We start from the raw sequence: 3,121 nt of genomic DNA, 5'->3' as shown, positions 1-3,121 counted from the left end.
TGAACGAAACCCCCTACTATCTGTGGTCAAGGTTCAGTTTTTAGCTTGGTTATCGCTTTTTCCATTGTAGCTTAAAGCCGTCCTCAAAGGACGGGGTTTTAACCCAAATTTTCGATAAAGATTGTTGATTTTTGCAGGAGGTCTAATCAAGGAACCGAGGTTATTTGGTAAGCTGAAACGGTAATCTTGACCCCCGAATGCCCGTGCTGATTAGTGTTGTTATCCCTACCTACAATCGCCAAGCAATTTTAAAAAAATGTTTACTAGCCCTAGAAAATCAGCGTTTAACCGATAATAAAGTGGAAAACTACGAAATAGTCCTGGTCGATGATGGCTCTACCGATGCGACGATCGCTTGGCTAGAAAGTCAAAAGGCTAATTTACCCCATCTGCAACTGTGGCAACAGGATCACGGCGGACCTGCGATCGCTAGGAATCTGGGGGTAGAAAAAGCTAGTGGTGATACGATTATTTTTATCGATAGCGATCTGGTAGTGACAGAAAATTTTTTGCAAGCCCACGCCGACGCTTTAACCGCCGGGGCAGAAAGTCTCGGCAGCGATTGCTTATTTACCTACGGCAGTGTCATTAATACCTGTAACTTCGAGCATCCCACCAGTGAACCCTATAAAATCACCGATTTCTCCGCCGCCTATTTTGCCACGGGCAACGTGGCGATCGCTAAAAAATGGTTATTAGCGGCGGGATTATTTGATACCCAGTTTCAACTCTACGGTTGGGAAGATTTGGAATTAGGGGTGAGATTGAAGCAATTAGGACTAAAATTAATCAAATGTCCTGAAGCCGTCGGTTATCATTGGCATCCCCCCTTTAATCTCGCTCAAATTCCCAATCTCATCGATAAGGAAATTCAACGGGGACGAATGGGAGTGCTTTTTTATCAAAAACATCCCACCTGGGAAGTGCGGATGATGATTCAAATGACTTGGATTCATCGACTGTTGTGGGGTTTACTTTCCCTAGGGGGAACCCTGAATGAACGCAGCCTCTCCCCTCTGTTACAATGGTTGATCGATCGAGGTAAACCGCAATTAGCCCTAGAAATTGCCCGCATTTTTCTCAATTGGTACAACGTGCGCGGCGTTTATCAAGCTTATCGGGAAATACAGCTTCAGTGAAATGTCTTGCCGAACACCACCGACGGCGTTTCTCACAAAGACGAGGTATGACTGGATTTGGCATCGACAACCGACTCCCTAAAACCAGAGACTTTGTACCTCACCATCGAGATAACTGCCCTAAAGGTGAACATTTGCCGATAAAAAACTGAATATTTGCTTTCTTTTTCTGATAATTGCTGCCACAATCAAAAGCAATCGGCATAGAGAGCGGCGGAAAACACTGACCACATTTGCCCCTTGTGAATTATTCTCTGAGATTGGGCATATTAGAAGTAAATTTTCCTATAGGAGGAATCCCATAATGAATATCTTCGATATTTTAATCGGTTTTGTCGGTGGAGGTGCGATCGGGGGTGGGGCTTTATATGCCCTCCAAGAGGGAAAAATCAGGGAAGCACTACAGAAATATGCGAAAATTCGGACGGATTTAGGTGAAACCGAAGCGGAGTTAAAAGACAGCAAAGAACAGTTAAAACTACTCGCTCTCTCCGAAGAACGGATTCGCAATATCGAAGCCACCTATAGAGAAGAAGTGGCTAAATTGCAAAAAGAGTTAGAAGATAGCCAAGGACGTTTGCAAGAGATAGCCAGCGCAAATCCCGCTCAAGCCGTGGAAGTCGCCGATAAAACCCAAATTCAGCCACTTCAACCGGAATACGAAGCTAAAATCGAGGAATTGCGCCAAAGCTATCAAAGTCAAATACAAGAGATCATAGACGGGAAGCAAGGGGAAATGGAAGCCCTGCGTCAAAGTCAACAGGAGCAGATTCTAGAATTAGAAAAGGGCTATCAGTCGCAAATTCAACAACTAGAACAGGGTTATCAAAGCCAACTGTTGGAATTACAAAACGCCCGCCAAGCAGTAGTGGATGATCGAACCACTGAAATCGTCGAACCCTGGGATGATTTCCCCGATAGCCCCAGTGCCGAAGAAATAAATCCTTTTGATGATTTTATCACCGAAGAAACCCTAGTATTGCCACCAGAATTTGCCCCTGAAACGCCCCTAGAAACGCTGGTTTCCGAATCAGAATTCAGCAGTGAGATGAATCCTTTTGATGGTTTTATCACCGAAGAAACCCTAGTATTGGAACCAGAATTTGCCCCTGAAATGCCCCTAGAAACACCAGTTTCCGAGGAGACATTTGACGGTTTAAACAGCAGAGAAGAAACCTTAGTTTCTCCAGAAATGACTGAGAGCGAAGATTTTCCCGTCATGGAAGAACAAGCAATCTCTGACTGGGAGATGTCCGATGCTGAGATAGAATTTCTCAACAGTTTAACATTAGAGGAAGAAACGAGAACTATCGCTAGCCTAGAAGAATTATCGGGTAATTACGGTCAGATTCAAGAAACCGTTAGCAGTGACACCATTTTCTCTGATTTATTAGCCCCCGACAACGAAAAATTCGCTGATAACCAAAATTTTCTAGATGACTTATTTGCTGATACCGATGACAGCAATAACCCCGAATTATTCGATTATTTTGCGGAAGAAACCCCTACAGTTGCATCTAACCGCCAAAATGTTGCTTCTGTTGCGAGTGACCAAGAAGAACTAGATTTCTTCAGTATGTTGGATAATGAAGAAATGGCTAATCTAGAATCCTTACCTTCTGACGAAGAACTGCCCCTTGATGATCTATTTAGCGATGATTTATTCTCGGATGGGGACAATAGCAAAACCACGAGGCTAGAATCTCATCAGTAGGCAGATTGCCCGCTATGAAGGCAGAAGACAGAATTTCTTCCCCACCCGATTTCTGGCTTCTGACTTTCTTAATGGGACTTAGGCGTTTTCGGTCAGCAAAAAAGGCTTAAACCATTACGGGACAAAGGTTTAACCTCGATTTATGATTTTCGGTAATGATTCGGTAGTAGTGGTGAGCTATGTTGCTTACCTGGTATGAATTGTGTAAAATATTTATTAATAAAAATAATTGGAACCCGATCAGTCTTTAAACCTCTAGCTTGATCAT

General features: G+C 43.4%; 2 protein-coding genes. Both read left to right on the top strand.

Translation table 11 applies throughout. From position 1 onward, the window contains the following. Positions 1 to 197: 197 nt before the first annotated feature. Positions 198 to 1,139, top strand: a complete 942-nt coding sequence (locus EWV84_RS06490; protein WP_287077273.1) for a glycosyltransferase family 2 protein — start codon at positions 198 to 200, stop codon at positions 1,137 to 1,139. 304 nt (positions 1,140 to 1,443) lie between these two features. After that, positions 1,444 to 2,853, top strand: a complete 1,410-nt coding sequence (locus EWV84_RS06485) for a GumC domain-containing protein (protein WP_287077271.1) — start codon at positions 1,444 to 1,446, stop codon at positions 2,851 to 2,853. The last annotated feature ends 268 nt before the right edge of the window (positions 2,854 to 3,121 follow it).

Source organism: Microcystis sp. M_QC_C_20170808_M3Col (genome assembly GCF_007095505.1).
GTDB lineage: Bacteria > Cyanobacteriota > Cyanobacteriia > Cyanobacteriales > Microcystaceae > Microcystis.
The sequence above is the reverse complement of the archived record's forward strand: the minus strand, read 5'-3'. Positions and strand labels throughout refer to the sequence as shown.